This window comes from Amycolatopsis stemonae (assembly GCF_054781455.1).
Genome location: NZ_BAAGUJ010000006.1, coordinates 355,913 through 375,552, shown reverse-complemented (window position 1 = coordinate 375,552; position 19,640 = coordinate 355,913). Strand labels below are relative to the sequence as shown.

The 19,640-nt window shown below is 71.2% G+C and carries 18 protein-coding genes; 4 read left to right on the top strand and 14 right to left on the bottom strand.

Annotated features, from left to right (window positions below; genetic code table 11):
* Positions 1–18: 18 nt before the first annotated feature.
* Complete coding sequence (locus tag ACYVLJ_RS24460) at positions 19–1,149, bottom strand: FAD-dependent oxidoreductase (RefSeq protein WP_460440472.1); 1,131 nt, start codon at positions 1,147–1,149, stop codon at positions 19–21.
* 25 nt (positions 1,150–1,174) lie between these two features.
* A complete protein-coding gene (locus ACYVLJ_RS24455; RefSeq protein WP_460440471.1) occupies positions 1,175–2,137 on the bottom strand; it encodes a cyclase family protein in 963 nt (320 codons plus the stop codon).
* Between the two features lie 84 nt (positions 2,138–2,221).
* On the opposite strand from ACYVLJ_RS24455, the gene ACYVLJ_RS24450 reads away from it, so the two are divergent.
* Together ACYVLJ_RS24450 and ACYVLJ_RS24445 are read left to right on the top strand one after the other, a co-directional pair.
* On the top strand, positions 2,222–3,145 hold the full coding sequence (locus tag ACYVLJ_RS24450; RefSeq protein WP_460440470.1) for a LysR family transcriptional regulator: 924 nt from the start codon (positions 2,222–2,224) through the stop codon (positions 3,143–3,145).
* Between the two features lie 95 nt (positions 3,146–3,240).
* The gene (locus ACYVLJ_RS24445; protein ID WP_460440469.1) at positions 3,241–4,458 is read left to right on the top strand and encodes an MFS transporter; all 1,218 of its coding nucleotides are present in this window, start codon (positions 3,241–3,243) and stop codon (positions 4,456–4,458) included.
* 194 nt (positions 4,459–4,652) lie between these two features.
* Here the strand turns inward: ACYVLJ_RS24445 and ACYVLJ_RS24440 are convergent, their stop codons facing one another.
* The 9 genes from ACYVLJ_RS24440 to ACYVLJ_RS24400 all read right to left on the bottom strand — a co-directional run bounded on the left by ACYVLJ_RS24440 (position 4,653) and on the right by ACYVLJ_RS24400 (position 13,860).
* Complete coding sequence (locus ACYVLJ_RS24440) at positions 4,653–6,167, bottom strand: aldehyde dehydrogenase family protein (RefSeq protein ID WP_460440468.1); 1,515 nt, start codon at positions 6,165–6,167, stop codon at positions 4,653–4,655.
* 30 nt (positions 6,168–6,197) lie between these two features.
* Positions 6,198–6,962, bottom strand: coding sequence for an SDR family NAD(P)-dependent oxidoreductase (locus ACYVLJ_RS24435; RefSeq protein ID WP_460440467.1), 765 nt, complete (start codon positions 6,960–6,962; stop codon positions 6,198–6,200).
* The gene (locus tag ACYVLJ_RS24430; protein ID WP_460440466.1) at positions 6,955–8,145 is read right to left on the bottom strand and encodes a CaiB/BaiF CoA transferase family protein; all 1,191 of its coding nucleotides are present in this window, start codon (positions 8,143–8,145) and stop codon (positions 6,955–6,957) included. Before ACYVLJ_RS24430 ends, ACYVLJ_RS24435 begins: the two co-directional genes overlap by 8 nt.
* Complete coding sequence (locus ACYVLJ_RS24425; RefSeq protein WP_460440465.1) at positions 8,142–8,861, bottom strand: enoyl-CoA hydratase/isomerase family protein; 720 nt, start codon at positions 8,859–8,861, stop codon at positions 8,142–8,144. The genes ACYVLJ_RS24430 and ACYVLJ_RS24425 overlap by 4 nt, the downstream gene beginning before the upstream one ends.
* A 26-nt stretch (positions 8,862–8,887) precedes the next feature.
* Positions 8,888–10,075 carry an acyl-CoA dehydrogenase family protein gene (locus tag ACYVLJ_RS24420; protein WP_460440464.1) on the bottom strand — a complete coding sequence of 396 codons (1,188 nt, stop codon included), beginning with the start codon at positions 10,073–10,075 and terminating at the stop codon, positions 8,888–8,890.
* A gap of 3 nt (positions 10,076–10,078) precedes the next feature.
* The gene (locus ACYVLJ_RS24415; RefSeq protein WP_451985776.1) at positions 10,079–10,540 is read right to left on the bottom strand and encodes a MaoC family dehydratase; all 462 of its coding nucleotides are present in this window, start codon (positions 10,538–10,540) and stop codon (positions 10,079–10,081) included.
* Complete coding sequence (locus ACYVLJ_RS24410; RefSeq protein ID WP_460440463.1) at positions 10,533–11,849, bottom strand: MFS transporter; 1,317 nt, start codon at positions 11,847–11,849, stop codon at positions 10,533–10,535. The genes ACYVLJ_RS24415 and ACYVLJ_RS24410 overlap by 8 nt, the downstream gene beginning before the upstream one ends.
* 83 nt (positions 11,850–11,932) lie before the next feature.
* Positions 11,933–12,940 (bottom strand): LacI family DNA-binding transcriptional regulator, encoded by a 1,008-nt coding sequence (locus ACYVLJ_RS24405; protein WP_460440462.1) that lies wholly within the window; start codon positions 12,938–12,940, stop codon positions 11,933–11,935.
* Positions 12,937–13,860 (bottom strand): dihydrodipicolinate synthase family protein, encoded by a 924-nt coding sequence (locus tag ACYVLJ_RS24400; protein WP_460440461.1) that lies wholly within the window; start codon positions 13,858–13,860, stop codon positions 12,937–12,939. The genes ACYVLJ_RS24405 and ACYVLJ_RS24400 overlap by 4 nt, the downstream gene beginning before the upstream one ends.
* Positions 13,861–14,114: 254 nt before the next feature.
* On the opposite strand from ACYVLJ_RS24400, the gene ACYVLJ_RS24395 reads away from it, so the two are divergent.
* A complete protein-coding gene (locus ACYVLJ_RS24395; protein WP_460440460.1) occupies positions 14,115–15,293 on the top strand; it encodes a hypothetical protein in 1,179 nt (392 codons plus the stop codon).
* On the opposite strand, the gene ACYVLJ_RS24390 is transcribed toward ACYVLJ_RS24395, so the two are convergent.
* The 3 genes from ACYVLJ_RS24390 to ACYVLJ_RS24380 all read right to left on the bottom strand — a co-directional run bounded on the left by ACYVLJ_RS24390 (position 15,280) and on the right by ACYVLJ_RS24380 (position 17,864).
* Positions 15,280–16,161: a fumarylacetoacetate hydrolase family protein gene (locus ACYVLJ_RS24390; protein ID WP_460440459.1), complete on the bottom strand. Its 882-nt coding sequence runs from the start codon at positions 16,159–16,161 to the stop codon at positions 15,280–15,282. The genes ACYVLJ_RS24395 and ACYVLJ_RS24390 overlap by 14 nt on opposite strands.
* Before the next feature lie 110 nt (positions 16,162–16,271).
* Complete coding sequence (locus ACYVLJ_RS24385; protein ID WP_460440458.1) at positions 16,272–17,060, bottom strand: IclR family transcriptional regulator; 789 nt, start codon at positions 17,058–17,060, stop codon at positions 16,272–16,274.
* A 69-nt stretch (positions 17,061–17,129) separates the two neighbouring features.
* A complete protein-coding gene (locus ACYVLJ_RS24380) occupies positions 17,130–17,864 on the bottom strand; it encodes a dienelactone hydrolase family protein (protein WP_460440457.1) in 735 nt (244 codons plus the stop codon).
* 514 nt (positions 17,865–18,378) lie between these two features.
* Here ACYVLJ_RS24380 and ACYVLJ_RS24375 point away from each other — a divergent pair.
* Positions 18,379–19,638 (top strand): esterase/lipase family protein, encoded by a 1,260-nt coding sequence (locus tag ACYVLJ_RS24375; protein WP_460440456.1) that lies wholly within the window; start codon positions 18,379–18,381, stop codon positions 19,636–19,638.
* The last annotated feature ends 2 nt before the right edge of the window (positions 19,639–19,640 follow it).

Below are 19,640 nucleotides of genomic sequence, written 5' to 3'. Positions count from 1 at the left end.
TTCTCCTCCGGAAGGGGTTCAGGCGGGCTCGACGACGAGAGCGGAGATCCGCGCGATCAGCCCGGGAACGTCGCCTTGCTCCCGGTCCAGGAGCCACTGTCCGAGTTGGACGGACGCCTCGACCACCGTGGCCGCTCGCGCACAGCGACGTTCGGCGAACCGGGCCCAAACGCGGTCGTCGAGGGTTTCCGACGCCAGCAGCAGTTCGGTCAGCACCGCGGCGTCTTCGAGCGCTTGGGCACCGCCCTGGGCCAGGGTGGGCGGGCAGGAGTGGGCGGCGTCGCCGATCAGCACCACCCGTCCCCGGTTCCAGGGTGCCGGGAGGACGTGGGTCTCGAACAGGGTGTAGTTGACCCGCGACGCATCGGTGAGCGTGGCCCGGACGTCGTCCCACGGACCGTGGTACGGCGAAGCAAGCTCGCGCATGGTCGCCAGTTGTTCCGCCGGGGACAGGCCGCTGCGGTCCTGCGCGGCCTCGACCACGTAGGCGTAGAGCGTGTCCTCGCTGGTCGGGCAGTACCCGGCGATGTAGGACGGCCCGCCGTAGAACAGATCCGTCCGGGTCACCGAAGCCGGACGCGGTCCGAACGCGCGCCAGATGCCCATGCCCGTCGGCCGGATCGCCGGGTCGATGCCCAGCAACCGGCGGACCGTCGACCGGATGCCGTCGGCGCCCACGACGAGGTCGTAGCGGCCGGCCGAGCCGTCGGAGAACGTGACGTCGACCCCGCCGGCGTCCGGCACCAAAGCGGTGACCGTGCACCCGAAGCGGATCTTGACCCCGGCCGAACCGGCGCGCTCGTGCAGGATCCGCGCCAGGTCCGGCCGGGGCATCCCCACCGTGGCCGGCAGGTCGGGGCCGCCGGTCCGGACGTCGGGGAGCTCGGCGAGCAGCGTCCCGGCGGGGTCCGGGGCACGCAGGCCAAGACTGTCGAAGCCGTATCCGTGCGCCTGCACGGCGTCCCAGACGCCGAGCTTGCGCAGCTCGCGCAAGGCGTTGCCCTGCAGGGTGATTCCGGAGCCGATGGCCGCGGTGTCCGGCTTGATCTCGATCAGGTCGACGGCGACGCCGTGGTCGGCGAGGTGGATCGCGGCGGCCGTGCCGGCGAGGCCGCTGCCGACGACGAGGACGGTGTGCACGGCGGGCATGGGACTCCTTCGTCCGGTCCGGGAGCTACTTGACGGCGATCGGGGCGACCGGCGCGCCGACCGCCCCGGTCACCGGCAGCGGGTCGGCGGTCAGCCAGAACTCGTACCGGCCGTCGGCGGCGCAGTCCGCGGCCAGGGCGTCGAGGTCCCACATCTCGCCGAGGAACAACCCGATGTGCGGGATGGCGACCTGGTGCAGCGGCTGGAAGGCGTCGTCGAACTCGTTGGGCCGGACCTCGAACCCCCAGGTGTCGGTGGCGATCGCGGCGATCTCGTTGTCGTGCAACCATTCCGCGGTGGTGAACGACAGTCCGGGCGCGGGCCCGCCGGCGTAGTCGCCCCAGCCTTCGCGCCGGGCCCGGGCGAGCCGTCCGGTCCGCACCAGGAGCAGGTCGCCGCGGCCGACGTGCGCGGTTTCGCCGTGCGCGGCCATGGTTTCCTCGAGGTGCGCCACGGTGATCGCGAACCCGTCCGGCAACTCGCCGTCCGTGCCGAGCGCGCGGCCGACGTCGAGCAGGACGCCGCGCCCGGCGATCCGGCCGGACGCGGTCTCGATCCCGGTGACGCGATCCCCTTCGCTGGTCACGACGTCCCCGGCCCGGCGGCCGTTCCACGCCACGCCGTGGTCGAAGATGTGCCCGAGCCCGTCCCACTGCGTCGACGCCTGCAGCGGCATGAACACGACGTCGTCGGCCCCGCCGTTCCCGTGCGGGAAGCCCTGGGTTCCGCGCTCGGCGTCCAGGCCGGTGTCCAGCATCGTGTGCACCGGGTTCGTGCGGCGGCGCCAGCCCTTCTGCGGGCCGTCGGCCTCGAACCGCTGCGCCAGCGAGAAGCTGACGCCGCGCCTGGCCAGGGCGGCCCCTTCGCGGCGCTTGGCGTCGTCGAGGAAGTTCAGGGTGCCGAGGACGTCGTCGGCGCCCCAGCGGCCCCAGTTCGAACAGCGCTTGGCGGCGGCGGCGATCGCGGCTTCGGGATCGGTGCGGTCCATGCCACTCACGGTGCGGCATGTCACAGCATCAGGGAAGACGAAATAGCTAATGCGGACTATCAGTCCGGTGGATAACCTCAGGTGGTGAACCTCGCGAGCCTGGACCTGAACCTGCTGGTGACGCTGGACGCGTTGCTGGAGCACCGCAGCGTGAGCCGGGCCGCCAAGCAGGTCGGCCTCAGCCAGCCCGCGGTCTCCGCGCAGCTGGCCAGGCTGCGCCGGCACTTCGGCGACGAACTGCTGGCCCGCTACGGCAACCAGTACCGCCTCACCCCGCTGGCCGTCCAGCTGCGTGGCCGCGTGCAAACGGCGATCAACGGCGTCGAGCGGGTCTTCGCCGCCGAGCCGGACTTCGACCCGGCGACCACCTCCCGTGAGTTCTCGCTCGCCATGACCGACTACGGCGTCGCAGTCCTCGGCTCCCCGCTCGCCGCTGCCTTGGCACGGGAGGCACCCGGCGCGCGCGTGCGGTTCATCGCCAACACCCCGGCCGTCGTCGACAACGCCCGCCAGGTACTCACCGGCGTCGACCTGCTGGTCCTGCCGCACGGCTTCCTCGAGGGCCTCCCGCACCAGGATCTCCACCGCGACGACTGGGTCTGCCTGGTGGACGCCGGGCACCCCGTGGTGGCGCACGGGCTGACGGTGGAGCAGCTGCGGACCATGCCGTGGGTGGTCACCTACCACAGCCCGACCGCGTCGACCCCGGTCGTGCGGCAGATGCGGATGCTCGGCATCGAACCGCACGTCCAGGTCGTCACGGAGAACTTCCTGACGGTGCCGGGCCTCGTCGCCGGCACCGGCCGGGTCGCGCTGCTGCAGCGACGGCTCGCCGAGCGCATCCCGGCCGACACGAACGTGCGGGCGCTGGCCTGTCCCTTCGACGCCGGGCCGCTGCTCGAGGCGGTCTGGTGGCACCCGATGTACGAGCACGATCCCGAGCACCGCTACCTCCGCGAACTGCTGACGCGGATCGCCGCCGGCGTCGCCGGGCATCCACTGCGCTGATACCGCGGTTCGCCAGAAGTGATTTCCGCTTGCCCGCCGCGGAATTCACACTTTCGGCACCTTCCCTGGACCAACGACGGAATTCAGGTGCCGAAATGCCCGAAAGCCCAGCCGTGAACCTGTCACCGGCAGCCTCTGCCACCGGCCAAGGAGCGACCGCCGGCCCGGTCCAGCTGCTCCTGCTGCTGGCCGGGAGCTGCCTGTCGGTGCTCGGTGCCGTCCTCATCGCGCCCGTCCTGCCGCAGCTGTCCCGGGCATTCGCGGACACGCCCGGCGTCGCGGTCATCGTCCCGATCGTGCTGACCGCGCCCGCCCTGCTGATCGGGCTGACAGCGCCGTTCGCCGGCGTCGTCGCCGACCGGATCGACCGGAAACGGTTGCTGCTCGTGGCCATGCTGGCCTACGCCGGGTTCGGAACCGCGCCCCTCTACCTGGACTCCCTCGGGGCGATTCTCACGAGCCGGGTGCTCGTCGGGCTGTGCGAGGGCGCGATCATGACCTGCTGCACCACCCTCATCGGCGACTACTGGTCCGGCGCACGCCGGGCGCGTTACCTGGGCCTGCAGACCCTGGTCGCCACGTTGTCAGCCACCGCGTTCCTGGCGCTCGGCGGTGTTCTCGGCGCGTCCGGCTGGCGCACGCCGTTCTGGCTGTACGCCCTCGCCGCCCCGCTCGCGATCCCCATGGCGCTCAAGCTTTGGCAGCCCACGCCGCCCGGCGAGCCGGGCGGACACCCGGCGAAGCTGCCCTGGCGGCAGCTGGCCGCGCCTTGCCTCGTCACCCTGTTCGGCGGCGTCGTCTTCTACGCTCTGATCGTCGAACTGTCCTTTGTGCTCACCGGCGTCGGCGTGACCGCCACCGGGACCATCGGCGCGATCTCCGCGGTCATGTCCCTGGCGACCGCCGCGGGAGCGATCGCGTTCGCCCGGATGTCCGGTAAAACACCCCGGACCCTGCTGCCCGCCGAGTTCGGTCTCGCCGCCGCGGGTCTCCTCCTCGTGTTCGCCACCGCCTCACCGGTCGTCATCACGATCGGCTCGGTCTTCACCGGCTTCGGCACCGGCATGCTGCTGCCCACCCTGCTGACGTGGGCGGTCAACCGGCTCACCTTCGACCAGCGAGGCCGCGGTACCGGCCTGTGGACCGGCACGCTGTTCGTCGGCGAGTTCGCGTGCCCGCTCGCGCTGGCCGCGATCGGTGCCGGCACCGGCGGACTCCAGGGCGCGCTCGCCGTCCTCGGCATCGCGTCCACCATCGCCGCGGTCCTGACCGCGTTCCTGCTGCGACACGACAACCAGCCGCTGAACGGCTGACCGGATTTGCGCAGCACAACCGTTCGGACCGCGGCCGCTCCGCCACTCGCGCAACGTCATCGCTCGCGCACTCACCCGCGGAACGAGCTGAGCCGCGGGGCCCGAACCGAGAACGGACCGGGCGACGACGAGCCAACCGACGTCGCCCGGCGCCCTGGCGGCTTCCGCCGAGGAAACCCGGCCTGGCTGGCAGGTCAGCCGGGTAGCCGGAGAACGCCGTCCACCCGCCGGGGCACCGGCCGGGCGGGCGTGTCGCGCAGCTCGTCCGGCAACGCCTGCCCGGGCGCGTCCTGCCACGTCACCGGCCGCAGGAAGCGGCGGACCGCGGTCGCGCCCACCGAGGTGAACAGGCTGTTCGTGGCGGGCCACGGTCCGCCGTGATGCTGGGCCCAGCTGACCGCGACACCCGTCGGGTAGCCGTTGAACACCAGCCGCCCGGCCGTGTCCCGCAGGGCGCCGATCCACCGTGGCGGGGCTTCCCGCGCACCGAGGTGCACCGATGCGGTCAGCGACGCCGGCAGGCGCCCGATCACGGCCGTGAGTTCCTCCTCGGTGCGGTAGCGCACGAGCACCGTCGCCGGGCCGAAATACTCCGCGAGTGCCGGCTCGGGCAGGGCGCTCGCCTCGACCGACACCAGCAGCGGAGCCACCCGGAAGCCACCTTTCCCGGCCTCGCCTTCGGCCACTGTGGACACCTCCGGCGCAGCGCGGAGCCGGTCGGTGTCGGCGAGGTAGGAGGCGTGGATCCGCTCGTTGAGCAGGGGCGCGACGTCGGTGTCCTCGAGCCCCTGCGCCGCGGCGGCGACCACGGCGTCCCCGGTGGCGCCGGCCGGGATCAGGACGAGCCCCGGCTTGGTGCACAACTGGCCCGCGGACCCGGTCACCGAGGCAGCCAGCCCGGCACCGATCTCGGCCGCCCGCTCGGCCGCGGCGGCCTCGGTGACGACCAGGGCGTTGAGGCTGGACAGCTCGCCGTAGAAGGGGATCGGGTCGTCGCGGCCGTTGACCGCGTCCAGCAGGGCCCGGCCGCCGCTGAGCGAGCCGGTGAAGCCCACCGCCCGCACCGCCGGGTGGCGGACCAGGGCTTTGCCGGCCGTCAGGCCGAACACGATGCCGATCGTGCCCTCGGGCGCGCCGGCTTCGGCGGCGGCGTCCCGCAGGATGTCGTGGACCAGCCGGGAGGTGGCCTGGTGCGAGCCGTGGGCCTTGACCACGACCGGGTTGCCCGCGGCGAGCGCCGACGCGGTGTCCCCGCCGGGCACGGAAAACGCGAGCGGGAAGTTGCTCGCACCGAACACCGCGACCGGCCCGATCGGCACCAGCATGCGACGCAGGTCGGGCCTCGGGCCCATCGGCGTCGGGCCGCTGTGGTCGATGGTCGCCTCGAGGTAGCTGCCCTCCTCCAGGACGTCGGCGAAGAAGGCGAACTGGTAGATCGTCCGGGTGAGCTCTCCGCCGAGCCGGGCCGCGCCGAGTGCGGTCTCCTGGTCGGCGATCGCCACGACGTCGTCGCGGCGGCTCTCCAGGGCGTGGCCGAACGCGCGCAGCAGCGTGGCCCGGCCGCTGCGGCCGAGCGCGTCGAGGGCGGGCGCGGCGGCCTCCGCCGCGGCGACGATCCGCTCGACGGCGGCGGCGTCGCTCGGCGGTTCCGCACCGGGCAGTGCGGCGCCGGTGCGCGGGTCTCGTCCGGTGGTCAGGGTGGCGGTCACGATACTCCTTCAGTGATCAGGGGCTCCGGCTCAGGTGGTGGTCCAGCCACCGTCGACGAGCAGGATCTGGCCGGTCACGTAGTCCGACGCCGGGGCGGCGAGGAACACGAACGTGCCGGCCAGGTCCGCGGGCGTGGCGAACTGCCCGAGCGGGATCCGGGCCCGGAGCCGTTCGGTGCGGTCGGCGTCGCCGTAGATCCACGGCGACGCCATGTCCGTGGCGACGTAGCCGGGGGCCACCACGTTCGCCCTGATCCCGTAGGCACCGGCCTCGCTGGCGAGGCTGATCGTGTACTGCGCTACCGCGCCCTTCGTGGTCGCGTACCCTGTCCGCCGTTCCAGGCCGCGGACCGAACCCAGCGAGCCGACGTTGACGATCTTGCCGTAGCCCCGCTCGATCAGCTGGGGCAGCAGGGCCTGCGTGACCTCCACGGTGCCCCGCACGTTCACCCGCCACAGGGTGTCCAGTTCGGCCGCGGTCAGCTCGGTGATCGCGGACCGCACCATCACCCCGGCGGCGTTGACCACCACCGTGACCGGCCCGGCGGCGGTCGCCGCGGCGCGGACCCGTTCGACGATGTCGTCCGCGGTGACGTGGGCGAGCAGGGTGTCCACCGCGGCGCCCGCCTCGGCCAGCTCGGCCGCCGTCGAAGCCAGCTCCGCCTCGAGCCGGTCGACCAGCAGCACCCCGGCCCCCTGCCGGGCGAGCGCCCGCGCCGCCGCCTTCCCGATTCCGCGCGCGCCACCGGTCACGACGGCGACGCTGCCCCGCAGGGAAAACAGGCCCTCAGACAACGCCGGCCTCCCGGAGCCCGGTGATCTCCTCGGCCGAATAGCCGAGCTCGCTCAGCACCGCATCGGTGTGCTCACCCAAATCGGGCGGCGGGGTCCGCAGTTCCGGTTCGCCCGAGCTGAACCGCACGGGATGTTTGAGCATCTTCACCTTCCCCGCCCGGGGGTGCTCGAACTCCAGCACTGGATCCAGGTGCGTCACCACCGGGTCGGCGAAGACGGCGTCGTAGTCGTTGACGGGCGCGCACCAGATCCCGTGCTCGCGGAACAACGCGAGCAGCTCCTTCGCGGAGCGGTCGCGCAGCACCGGGCCGAGCGCACGCCGGATCTGTTCGCGCCGGCTGAACTTCACCGCCGGGTCCAGGAACTCCCGCAGTTCGGCGGGATCACCGAGCGCCACGCTGATCTTGGCGACGGGGCTGAGCGACAGCGCGATGTGATCGTCGGCGGTCTCGTACACCCCGTAGGGCGCCTCGTGGAAACTGGAGCCGAGCGGCTCGGCCGGGCGTTCCACGAGGCCGCCGTTGAGGTGGTACACCACGGGCTCCAGCTGCAGGTCGAGCGCCGCCTGCACCATCGTCGCCTCCACCCGCTGGCCCTCGCCGGTGCGCTGCCGGTGGTGCAGCGCGGCGAGGATGCCCATGGCCAGCAGCGCCGCGGCGTGCTGGTCGACGACGGCCGCGCCCGCCGGGGTCGGCGGGTCACCGGCCCGGCCGGTCGCCGCGGCCAGCCCGGTCATCGCCTGCAGGAGCAGGTCCTGCCCGGGCAGGTCGCGGTAAGGGCTGTCGGAGCCGTAGCCAGACCCGCAGGCGTAGATCAGGTCAGGGCGCAGCTCCGACAGCTTTTCGTAACCGACGCCGAGGCGGTCGAGCACGCCCGGCCGGAAGTTGTCCACCACGACGTCGGCGCTCGACGCGAGCTTAAGCGCGGCTCGCTGCCCTTCCGGCGACTTCAGGTCGATCGTCACGCTTCGCACGTTCCTGTGCGACAACAGGAAGAAAGCGCTTACCCCCTCGACGTAGGTGTTGCCGCCGGACCAGGACCGCTCGTACGCGCCGCGCCCGGGTTGCTCCACCTTGACCACGTCCGCGCCGAGGTCGCTGAGGTACTGCACGCTCGCCGGGCCCAGGAGGAACTGGGTGAACGCGACGATCTTGACGTCACGCAGGATCTGCAGGGGTTTCATGGTTTCTCCTTCAGGAAGCCGCGCACGGCCTGCTGCGCGCGCTCGGTCGCGAAAAGCGGGCCGCCGAGACGCCGCTCGGCGGCCAGCCCCGCGTCGACGCCTTCGGTCAGGCTCGTCCGGACCGCGGCCTTGATGGCACGGGTGGTGGCGCCGGGTGCGGCGGCGATCGACGCCGCCAGCCCGGCCACCGTCTCGCGCAGCCGGCCCGCCGGCGCCACCTTGTCCACGAGCCCGTACGCCAGCGCCTGGCCGGCGGTGATCCGCTCGGTGGACAGCAACAGCAGCTGCGCCCTGGCCGCGCCGACGAGGTGCGGCAGCCGGGCGGTGCCACCACCACAGGGGACCAGCCCGAGCCCCGCCTCCGGGAAGCCCAGGTGCGCTCCTTCGTCGGCCACCCGGATGTCGCAGGTCAACGCGAGTTCCAGGCCGCCGCCGAGGGTGTGGCCGTGCACGGCGGCGATGGTCGGCTGCGGAAGGTCGGCGAGCGCGGCGAACCAGCCGTGTTCGAGATCGGCGCGTTCGAAGCCGCCCGCCTCGTCCGAGGGGAACTCCCGGACGTCGGACCCGGCCGAGAAGGCCCGGTCCCCCGCCCCGCGCACCACGACCACCCGGCAGGACTCCTCCCCCGCCAGCCGGCGGGCGTGCGCCGCGAGCTCGGCGCGGACGGCGAGCGTGAGCAGGTTGAGCGGTGGGTTGTCCACCACCAGCTCGGCCACGCCGCCTGCCAGTCCGCAGTGGACGGTCACTTCCCGCCGGCCTTAGGCAGCAGGTGCCGGGCGATGATGACCCGCTGGATCTGGTTGGTGCCCTCGTAGATCTGGGTGAGCTTCGCGTCCCGGTAGATCCGCTCCACCACGGCGTCCTTGGTGTAGCCGTACCCGCCGTGGATCTGCACGGCGTTGGTCGCGACCCGCACCGCGACGTCGGAGGCGAACAGTTTCGCCTGGGACGCCTGCAGGGCGAACGGCGCGCCCGCGTCCTTGAGCTGGGCCGCCCGGCGGACGAGCAGCCGCGCCGCGTCGATCTCGACGCAGGCGTCGGCGAGCATGAACTGCACCGCCTGGAAGTCGCCGATGCGCTGGGAGAACGCCTCACGGTCCTGCGCATACCGCAGAGAGGCGTCGTGCGCTCCCGCGGCGAGGCCGAGAGCCAGCGAGGCGATCACGATGCGGCCGTTGTTGAACGAGCCCAGCGCGTTGCCCAGCCCGCGGCCGGGTTCCCCGAGCACGTGCTCGTCGGAGACGAGCGTGTCCTGCAGCGTGATCCCGGCCGTGGCCAGGCCGCGCATGCCCATCAGCTGTTCCTTGTGGTCGGCCAGGAAGCCCTTGGCCGGGTCGCCGTCGGGGCTCTTGGGCACGAGGAACGTGGTGAGTCCCTTGCTGCCCGCGGCCGGATCGGTGCGGGCCAGCACGACGGCCAGCTCGCCCACCGCGCCGGCGGTCATGAACGCCTTGGTGCCGTTGAGCTTCCACCCCGACTCGGTGCGCTTCGCCGTGGTCTTGACGTTGGCGACGTCGGACCCGGTGCCGGGCTCGGTGACCGCGATCAGGCAGATCAGCTCGCCGGCGGCGATCCGGGGCACGTAGGTGCGGATCTGCTCGGGCGTGCCGCGTTTGACGATGAGCTCGGACTGCAGCTTCGCCAGCAGGCAGGCGTTGGCGACCGTGCCGGAGACCCTGGCGAGCTCCTCCAGGGTGATCGACATGCTCAGCTCGTCGGCTCCGCTGCCCCCGTGCTCCTCGGGCACGTTGAGGCCGAGGAAGCCCAGTTCGCCCACCCGCCGGTACAGGTCGTGCGGGAACTCGTCCTCGCGGTCGATCTCGAACGCCCGTGGCGCGACTTCGGATTCGGCGAACCTGCGCACGGTCTGCCGCAGCAGCTCGTGTTCCCCGCTCAGCTCGCCGAGGGGGATGGCGGTGGTGGCAGTCATGGTTCAGACCCTCCGCAGGATGTGGGTGGCGACCGCGACGACGTCGCCGTGCTGGTTCTTCGCGGTCACCTGGGACCGGATCTCACCGCGTTCGTCGTCGCGTTCGGCGACGGTGTAGGTCACCGTCACGGTGTCGCCGATGAACACGGGCTTGACGAACCGGACCCGGTCGTAGCCGTAGGACACGGCGGGTTCGTTGCCCGCTTCCTCAATGAGCTTCGTCGAACAGGTCGACATGTAGGAAACGATGAGCACGCCGTGCGCGATCCGGTGCCCGTACCGGGTCTTGCTCATGTACTCCTCGTCCACGTGGTTCGGGCCGAGATCGCCGGAAACACCGGCGAAGAGGTAGATGTCGCTCTCGCCGACGGTCTTGGTGAAGGTGGTCGTGCGGCCGATCGCGAAGGCGCCTTCGGCGAGTTCGGCCGAGATGGGAACCAGTTTGGTAGCGGTGCCGTCAGTCATGGTGAGCCTCCGTCTTGGTTGTGGTGGAAGGGATTCCTGCCAGGTCGCCGCGCTTGACGTGCCCGCGCCACAACGGCGCCAGCGCCAGTGCGGTGACCACGAGGAAGCCGGCCAGCAGGAAGAAGCCGAGGTTGTAGGAGCCGGAGCTGTCCACCAGCGCGCCGACCAGTGCCGGGCCGAAGGCCGAGGCGATGTAGGAAACGCCGTTGGCGATGCCGGTGCCCAGGCCGGTGGTGCCGCGCGGGGTGAGCTCCTGGATGACCGACCACATCGGCGCCAGCGTGAAGCCGAGGAAGCCGACCGCCGCGGAGATGAACACCACCGACATGCCGACCGTCCCGGTGGCCACGCCGAGGTAGGACAGCAGCGCGCCGAGGACGTAGCCGCCGGACCACAGCAGCACCCGGCTGCGGGGCATCCGGTCACCGATCATCCCGCCGACCAGGTTCAGCACGGCGGCGGTCAGCCAGGGGATCACGGCGAAGGTGCCGGACGAGGTGAAGCCCAGGTGGCGTTCGTGCTCCAGGTAGGACGGCACGAACGTGCTGATGCCCCAGAACCCGAGGCCGTAGCCCATGTAGGAGAACACACAGATCCAGTACCGGTAGTTCGAGACCAGCCGGCGCAGGCTGGCCCGGATCGGCTCGGGGTCGGCCGGTTTCGCCTGGCCGTCCCGGATGTGGCGCAGTTCCGCCGGGGACACCCCGGCCATCTCCTCGGGGCGGTTGGCGGTCCAGCGCCACATCATCGGCAGGGCGACGAAGACGCCGACCGCCGCCAGCACGAAGAAGCTCTCCCGCCAGCCGAACACGTTGACGATCCACACGATGACCGGGAAGGAGACGGCGGGCGCCAGGAACAGGCCGCCCAGCCAGGCCGAGTTCGCCCGGGCGCGTTCCCGGTCCGGGAACCATTCGGCGACGATCATGTTGCAGGACGGGGTCATGATGGACTCGCCCAGCCCGAGCACGACGCGCAGGACGAGCATCACGACGAAGTTCGAGACCAGTCCCATCGCGCACATCAGGACGGTCCAGGCGATGATCGACCAGATCACCCCGCGCCGGCCGCCGATCTTGTCGCCGAGCGGTCCGGTGAAGAAGTTGCACAGGCCGTAGGGGAACAGGAACCCGGTGATCAGGAGGCCCTGGGCGAATTTGTTGCCGGTGATGCCGAGGGTGTCGGTGAACTCCTTGTTCGCGATGAGGACCGACACGTTGGTCCGGTCGAAGTAGGCGACGAAGAACGCGAAAGAGATCGCGATGGCCACCCGGTAACGGCGGTTGGACATGGCTGTCTGCAAGGACATGAGGGCGTGCTCCTTCCACACTGAAGGGCAGTGTCGGTGTGGATCGGGGGTCGGCGGTGAGCGGAGCGGTCCGAAAAGGACCGTCAGCGACGGGCGGTGCTGTGCCGCCGCAGGAGTTCGTGCGGGAACGTGATGCGCTGGCCCGCCGGGAGCGGGTCCGAGCCCAGGATCATCTCCGCGGCGTTGCGGCCGAATTCGTACTGGGAGAAGCTGACGCTGGTCAGCGCCGGGTGCACCATCCGGGCCACCGGGATGTCGTCGCAGCCGATCACGGCGACGTCGTCGGGCACCCGGACCCCGGCCGACGCCAGCGCGTGCATCGCGCCGATGGCGGCGTAGTCGTTGAACGCGATGACGCCGTCGAACGAACCGGTGGCGAGCGCCTTGGCGGTGAGCTCTTCGCCGGCCGACTCGGTGAAGTCGCCGTACACGACGAGCTCCGGGTCGGCGTCGAGGCCCAGTTCCGCGACCGCCTGCCGGTAGCCCGCGAGCCGCCGCTGGGTGACCAGCCAGTTGGGCTGCCCGGCGAGGCACAGGACGCGGCGGCACGAGATCTCCGCCAGGTGGTGCACGGCGTCGGAGATCGCGGCGGAGTCGTCCACGGTGATCGACGGGAAGGGCAGCTGGTGCGGTCCGATCGTGACCACCCTGGTCGAGCTCCAGTCGAAGCCGTCGAGGTGGGTGTCGTCGTCGATCCCGCCGCCGGCGAACACGATGCCGTCGACCCGCTTGTCCAGCAGCAGGTTCACGCAGGCTTCCTCGCGGGCGGGCACGCGATCGGTGTTGGTCAGGATGACCACGCAGCCCGCGGCCTGCGCGACGTCCTCGACCCCGCGGGCCACCTGGTGGAAGTAGGCGTCGGAGATGTCCGGCACGATCAGGCCGATGCTTTGCGTCGTACCCTTGCGCAGGGCCCGCGCCAGGGAGTTCGGCCGGTAGCGGAGCTGGCGCGCGGCGGCGAACACCCGGTCCTGCGTCTCCTGCGGGATCGCCGAGGCCTGACCGCTGAGTACCCGGGAAACGGTGGTCACCGAGACCCCGGCCAGCTCGGCGACCGCCTTGGCGGTGCCCGGTCGAGCGCCTGCGGTCATCGTGCGCCCGTCGGCAGCAGCCCGGCCTCGGCGAGCGCCTGCCGCAGTTGCCCGCGTTCGGCCTCGCTCACCCGTTCCAGCGGCGGACGCACCGCGGGGGTGAGCTCGTGCCCGAGCATGATCAGGTGCTCCTTCATCCTGGCGTACATGTTCGCCATCGGCGCCCGGTAGACCACCCTGGTGAGCGCCTGGATGCGGGCGTACTGCCGCTCGGCCTCGGCGAGGTCGTGCGCCCGGACCGCGGCCAGCAGGCGGACCTGCAGGTCGGCGATCACGCTACCGTGCCCGGACAGGATACCGTCCGCGCCCGATGCCAGCGCTGGTAGCAGGTTCGTGCTGAAGCTGGTGAGCAGCGAGACCGGACGTCCCAGCCCCTGCAGCACGCGGCGGGTCTCCTCGTGCTTGCGCAGGTCGAGGCTCCACTCCTTCACCGCGACGACCTGCTCGAGCGAGCAGAGTCGCGCCAGGGTGTCCAGGTCGTAGTGCATCCCGGTGAACTCGGGGTAGGAGAACAGCACGAGCGGCAGGCCGGCCGCGGCGGCAAGCTCGGCGACGTGCCGGTAGGCCATCTCCTGACTGCCGCCCAGCGCCAGCGCCGGCAGCGGGAAGACGACCAGCGCGTCCGCGCCCTCGTCTTTCGCGTCCCGGGCGTACTCGACCGCTTGGATGTGATTGTCCGCGTGGACGCCGGAAATCAGCGGCACTTTCCCGTTGATTGTCTCCGCGGCGAGCGCGACGGCTTTTCGCCGTTCCGCCCGGTCCAGACTGCTCACTTCGGCGGCGTGCCCGTTGCAGGTGATCGCCACGACGCCGTCGACGTCGGACAGGTGCCGCAGGTGCCTGCGGTAGGCCTCGACGTCGATCGAGAGGTCGTCGTCGAGGGGGAGGATGTTGGCCGGAATTACTCCGTTGAGGTCCACTGACTCTCTCCGCAATCGGTTGCGCAATGGATTGCGTGGACCATACCCTGACGAACACCGACGTTGTCAAGAGGAAGTTCGACCTTCGCTCGGCGGCCGCTGACCGGGTTGACTCGGCCGTGGCGGTTGCCTAGCCTTCGGTCATCACGACCGAATTGCGTTCAGTATTGCTGAACGACTCTGTCTACGGTCGCCCTTTTCCCGGAAAGCGACATCCGTCGCGTCGTCGACCTCGCTTCAGCCACAGGAGAGTCATGGACAGTCACAGCACCGGCGATTTCCTGCCGACCACGGAAGAAATCGAAGAAATGGGCCGGCGGGTGACCGGCGCGGTGCTCGGCGGTGGCGCCGACCGGGCCGCGCACTACGCCGAGCACGGCCGCTGGGTCTACCGCCCCATCGACGAGGCCAGCCGGTGGGTCGGCGCGGACTACGACCACGGCAACTGGACGACCGGGTTCTGGGCGGGGGCGATGCTGCACCTCGCCCAGCTCGGCTGCGCCGACGACGGCCTCGTCGAGCGGGCCCGGACGCTGGCGGCCAAGCTGGACTGCCGCGTGGACGACCACGGCACGCACGACATCGGGTTCATCTTCTGGCCGAGCGCGGCGCTGGTCGCCCGGCTGTTCGGCGATCCGGCCGCGGCGTCCTCGGCGTTGCGGGCCGCCGAGGTCCTGGCGGAGCGACGGGTCCCCGGTTCCGGTCACCTGCAGGCGTTCGGCGCGGTCGGCGAGGACCGGTCCCGGCCCACCAGCACGATCGACACGATGATGAACCTGCCGCTGCTGTGGTGGGCGCACCACCACACCGGGGCACCGGAATGGGCCGAGATCGCCCGCGCGCACGCCGACCGGACCGCCCGGAGCCTGCTGCGCCCGGACGGCTCCACCTACCACCTGGCACGGATCGGCGACGACGGCGAGGCGTTCTGGCAGGGCACGTTCCAGGGCGCGGCCGACGACTCCTGCTGGGCCCGCGGTCAGGCGTGGGGAATCGCCGGCTACCTCACCATGGCCTGCGAAACCGGTTCGGCCGAGTACGGCCGGATCGCGGCGCGGCTGCTCGGCTACTACTGCGGGAGCCACGACATCGACGCGCTGACCCCGTACGACCTGGTCGTGGACACCGGCATCCAGGACTCGTCGGCCGCCGCGATCGTCTGCTACGGCCTCGCGCTCACGCTGCGGCAGGACCCGGACCTGGCTCGCCTGGTGGGAGCGGAAGAACGGCTGACCCGCATCTTGCGCGCGCTACGGCGCGACGCGCTTTTCCAGGACGAGGTCGGCGTGCTCGCCCACGCCTGCTATTCGGCGCCCCACCGGCTCGGGATGGACGGACCCCTGCCGTACGGCGACTACTACTACCTCGCCGCGCTGGCGCTGATGCTCGGGGTCGCCGACCTCGTCCCGGAGCGGACGATCACTCCCGGCTGAGCTTGCCCGCGCCTCGGACCACCGGGGTGCGCAGGGTGCCCACCTGCCCGATCTCGATCTCGACCACGTCGCCTTCGGCCAGGCCGAGATCGAGTTCGGGCACGATCGAGGTGCCGGTGGAGAGCACCGCCCCGTCCGGGTGGACGTTGTCCCGCAAGAGGTACTCGACCAGCTCGGCCGGCTTGCGGTTCATCTCGGCGGTGTTCGCGTGCCCGCTGAACACCTCCCGCCCGTCGCGCAGGATCCGCATGCGCAGGTCCAGCTTCAGCGGGTCGTCGATCTCCCAGGCCGGCCGCACGCCGGCCGACACCGCGCAGGAGCCCTGGTAGATCTTCGCCTGCGGCAGGTACAGCGGGTTCTCGCCCTCGATGCTGCGCGAGCTGACGTCGTCTACGACCAGGTAGCCCGCGATCTCACCGCGGCTCGTCAGCAGCAGGCCGAGTTCGGGCTCCGGCACGTTGTTGGGCGAGTCGGCCCGGATGACGATCGGCTGGCCTTCGGTGACCACCCGCCAGGCCGCGGACTTGAAGAACAGCTCGGGCCGCGGGGCGTGGTAGACGCGGGCATAGATGTCCGCGTCCGCGCTTTCCTCGCGGCGGGCCTCCTCCGACCGGCGGTAGGTCACGCCGGCCGCCCACACTTCCATTCGCCCGTCGAGGGGCGGCAGCAGCCGCGCATCGGACGCGGGCACGGCCGGTGCGCCGGCGGCCGCGGCGACCAGCTCCCGGATTTCCGCCAGCGGACGGCCAAGGAGCTCGCCCATGCTGCCCACGGGAACGGCGCGCAGGTGCTCACCTTCGTCGTCCAGCACCCCGACGCGGATGTCCGCCGGCCGCTCGGGCCCGGCGAATCGAACAAGATGGGTCACGCTTTTCCCCTTATGCCTCAGCAACTTCGGAGTTCAGCGATACTGAACGCCGTTCAGTATCAGTCAGACACTACGGGCCCACGAGCAGCCCGTCAACGCGGGGGCGCGAGTCAGCGGGGCCGGGCACCCACCGGGCGCGGCGGGAGCTGGAGCGGCGGCACGAGGTACTGCGCCGCGAGCGCGTGCAACCGCTCCACGTAGCCCGCGAAGGTGTCGGGACCGGTCTCCCCGGCGAGCGTGGAGACCGAGATCGCGCAGCACGGAACTCCGTTGAGCAGCACCGGAACCGCGACGCAGGCGATCCCGGGCTCGTTCTCCTCGAGGTCGAGCGCGTAGCCGCGAGCCCGCGCCTGCGCCAGCGCGTCCTGCAGGTGGGTCCAGCCGAGCCCGGGCAGCGGCCCGGCCTTCGTGCCCCCCAACTGGGCGCGCAACGCCCCGTTGTCCCACTCGTGGCAGGCGAGCACCGCGCGGCCGAGCGCGGTGCTCGCCGCCGGGTTGCGCCCGCCGATCTTCGAGCCCACCGTCACCGACCGGTCGGCGTCGACCTTCTCCAGGTAGATGATGTCCGCGCCGTCCAGGATGCCGACGTGGCACACCTGCCGGATCTCCTCGGACAACCGCCTGATCAAGGGCAGCAGGCTGGCGCGGAAGCTCAGCTTCTCCTCATAGGACGCCGCGACCCGCAACGCCTCGCCACCGAGCCGGTACCGGCCGCTTTCCCGGTCCTGCGTGACGAAACCGCGGTGCCGCAGGGCGGACAGGGTGAGGTGGGCCCCGCTCTTGGGACTGCCGAGCGCCTGCGCGATGTCCACAAGGGACAGGCCGTCCGGCCCCTTCTCGCCGAGCAGCTGCAGTACCGCGAGCGCCTTGTCCACGCTGCGCACCGGTGATTCCGCCACGTCCGGCCCTTTCTGCCCTGCTGAATGGCATTCAGTATAGCTGAAAGGGCCGAAACGGCGGATTGGTGCTCAGCCGTTGCCCAGGGTGCGGTCGAGGAGGGCGAGCAGGCGGTCCCAGTGGCGCCGCACCGCAGCGGGGTTGAAGGCGTCGGTGTCGGCCATGGTGAAGCCGTGGACGGTGCCGGGGTAGATCTCGGAGGTGTAATCGACGCCGGCGGCGTCCAGTCCCTGGTTGAACTCGTCGAGAGCCTCGGGTGTGATGTCGGTTGCGGCGTGGCCGAAGTGGACTGGGGCGGTGACGTTGGAGAAGCTGCCGGGCCCGTCGGCGCCCACCGGGCCGTGGAATCCGGCGACGGCAGCCACCTGGTCGGGGTGGGCCGCGGCGGTGCGCGTCGCCAGGAGGCCACCGATGCAGTAGCCGGTCACCGCGACCGGCCCGGCGCCGACCTCGGGCTGGGTGGTGAGGAACCTGAGGTAGGCCTCGGCGTCGCTCCGGACGCGTTCGGCAGTGTGCGCCTGGATCAGGGGCATCAGCCGGGCGATGACTGCGGGCCGGATCTCTTCGCCGATGTGCGCCGGAAGTTCGATCACCGGTGCCGGGCCGTGCCGGTAGAAGAAGTTGGGGACGAGCACGTAGTAGCCGTGCCCGGCCAGTTCGAGGGCCATCTCCCGCAGCACGGGCCGGATGCCGAACGCGTCCCCGTACATCAGCACCCCGGGGTGCTGCTCACTCTGGTCGGGGAAGGCGGCGAAGGCGTCGGCTTGGCCGTCGGTCGTGGGGATTGTCAGAGTCTTGATGGGCATGGCTTCTCCTGTCGTGGTTGATCTGCTGAGCTTGGGATCAACATGACGGAGGCGGAGCCCTCGCAGCAGCGCGAGACCCTCGATCGAACAGCGGGCCCGCGCAGGCCCGTTCGGCGCTCAGAAGAGCACCGGGTCGCCAATCCGTGTGTGGCGCAACGCCGTCCCGGTGATCATCGCTGCACAGCGTAGCCCACCGGACCGGAACCGCGCCCACGTGAACGGGCCGCGGGTCCAGCTCTGCGGCTTGCGTCCGAGGACCCGAGTTGAGCTGCCTCCCTGCGGGAAATCTCCCACGGTTGCGCGTTCAGAGCGGGCACTGCTTGTGCGTCGACGCGGCGGCCGCCCCTCACCGAGGCACCCTGGATCGAGCACGTTCGGCGACCCGTGACCGCACCCCTCGATATGGTGCCCACGACCATGTCCGAGGCGCGCGGGACGTAGCCGGCGCACATTGCCCCGGCTCGTCCGGTGGCCGATAGTTGCGGAGTTCTCCCGATGTCGTGAGGAGCCCGTCGTGCGCCTGCTCAGCCTGGTGGTCGCTGCGGCCATCGTCGCCGGTGTGGAGGTCGCCGCGCCTGCCTTGCCGGTTGCCGCCGCCGATCCCGCCTACCTGACCAAGGAGGCGACGTTCGGCACCGTCGCCAACGGGTGGGACAAGGTGGAGCGCTACCGCGACACCACACCGGGGTTCGCCGACGAGCAGTACCCGCCGGACGGACGGGGCAACCAGGACGGGCAGCGGCTGACCTTCTTCGGCGGGGTGCCGCAGCCGTCCTCGTCGCGGTTCCTCCTCTACTCCGCACCCGGCTGGTCGACCGGCGCGAAGGCCACGCCGGTGCTGCTGGTCCACGGCGCCAACGACAACCCCGACCGGGCCTGGGCCAATCCGAACGAATCCGGCGGCTTCGGATGCGGCTCGGCGACCTGCCCGTCGACCGGGCTGATGCAGTACCTCAGCTCGCGCGGGTACCGGGTGTTCGCCATCGGCTTCGCGCACAAGCAGGGCGAGAACCGCCAGCAGGCGCAGCAGGTCGGCGACGCGATCGCGCTGATCAAGTCACGGCTGGGCGTGAGCCAGGTCGACCTGGTCGGCTGGAGCAAGGGCGAGCTGTCCACCCGGATGTACGTCTCCTCGGTGAAGCCCCCGTGGGGACGCTCCTACGCCGGTGACGTGCGCAAGCTGATCACCCTCGGCGGACCGAACGGTGGCTACGACTACCCGTTCGCGCACGGCTACGCGCACGACCTGTCGATCTGGCCGGAGTGCGGCGTCGGCATCAACGCGCCGAGCCCGCACACCAGGATGACCTGCTACGGCGCGTACACCTACCACCCGGAACTGTCGATCACCCCCACAGCCGGCTGGGACACCTACCCCGGGCAGCGGCAGATGCTGGCCCGCTTCGACAGCGCGTTCGGCGTGGACGGCTCGCAGCAGGACTGGTACACGACCTACTACGGCGGCCAGGGTTTCTACACCGACGGGACGGGCATCCAGGCCGCGATCGACGCCGGGTCGATGATCTCCACCATCCAGTCCGCCGGCACCCCGGCAAGCGTCTCGGTGTACCTGCTGGCCGGCGGCTCGCCGAGCATCGTCGGCGTGTTCAACGAGAACCGCGGCCCGAGCGACGGCATCGTCTTCGTGGCCAGCGCGTTGGACAGCACGGGCATCGGCCACCTCGCCGCGACCGCGCTGGTCGGTTCGGTGAACCACCTGCAGCTGGGCTGGGCGTCGGCGTCGATGTCCCAGGTGACCAGCTGGCTGGCGTGAAA

Excerpts from the sequence above, each read along its gene's own strand:
- ACYVLJ_RS24420 (WP_460440464.1), bottom strand. The coding sequence starts at position 10,075 with ATGACTGCCACCACCGCCATCCCCCTCGGCGAGCTGAGCGGGGAACAC.
- ACYVLJ_RS24460 (WP_460440472.1), bottom strand. The coding sequence starts at position 1,149 with ATGCCCGCCGTGCACACCGTCCTCGTCGTCGGCAGCGGCCTCGCCGGC.
- ACYVLJ_RS24380 (WP_460440457.1), bottom strand. The coding sequence starts at position 17,864 with ATGCCCATCAAGACTCTGACAATCCCCACGACCGACGGCCAAGCCGAC.
- ACYVLJ_RS24430 (WP_460440466.1), bottom strand. The coding sequence starts at position 8,145 with ATGAAACCCCTGCAGATCCTGCGTGACGTCAAGATCGTCGCGTTCACC.
- ACYVLJ_RS24410 (WP_460440463.1), bottom strand. The coding sequence starts at position 11,849 with ATGTCCTTGCAGACAGCCATGTCCAACCGCCGTTACCGGGTGGCCATC.
- ACYVLJ_RS24455 (WP_460440471.1), bottom strand. The coding sequence starts at position 2,137 with ATGGACCGCACCGATCCCGAAGCCGCGATCGCCGCCGCCGCCAAGCGC.
- ACYVLJ_RS24405 (WP_460440462.1), bottom strand. The coding sequence starts at position 12,940 with ATGACCGCAGGCGCTCGACCGGGCACCGCCAAGGCGGTCGCCGAGCTG.
- ACYVLJ_RS24395 (WP_460440460.1), top strand. The coding sequence starts at position 14,115 with ATGGACAGTCACAGCACCGGCGATTTCCTGCCGACCACGGAAGAAATC.
- ACYVLJ_RS24415 (WP_451985776.1), bottom strand. The coding sequence starts at position 10,540 with ATGACTGACGGCACCGCTACCAAACTGGTTCCCATCTCGGCCGAACTC.
- ACYVLJ_RS24445 (WP_460440469.1), top strand. The coding sequence starts at position 3,241 with ATGCCCGAAAGCCCAGCCGTGAACCTGTCACCGGCAGCCTCTGCCACC.